Source organism: Marinimicrobium sp. UBA4509 (assembly GCF_002388575.1).
GTDB classification, from domain to species: Bacteria; Pseudomonadota; Gammaproteobacteria; order Pseudomonadales; family Cellvibrionaceae; genus Marinimicrobium; species Marinimicrobium koreense.
This window is the reverse complement of record NZ_DGMV01000056.1, coordinates 53,329-53,688: the sequence shown is the minus strand read 5'-3', so window position 1 is coordinate 53,688 and position 360 is coordinate 53,329.

Below are 360 nucleotides of genomic sequence, written 5' to 3'. Positions count from 1 at the left end.
AGTCCCTCCGCTTACGGTCTTGGAAGGGTTCACCCCAAGCGCTCCTCAATGCCAGTATCAATCGCCGTGAACTCGAAGCACTTAAACCCAAATATAGAAGGTTTATCGGCTGAAGGGCGTAATCCTTGATTGGCCGATAATAAAGTAGTCTGAGTAGGTCGGATTCGGCCGAAGGCCGCAATCCGACGTCGAGTGCCAAGCGTCGGGTTAAGCGCTGCGCGCTCCGATACGTCGGACCGACCCGACCTACGCGAGTTTGATGTGAAGCGCGAAAGAGGGTGGTGAGCGTTTAGGTTTGTCGATGGCACTGAGGTCCGGGGTGGGGTGTATCTATCCCGGACCGTAAGCGGAGGGACTCCG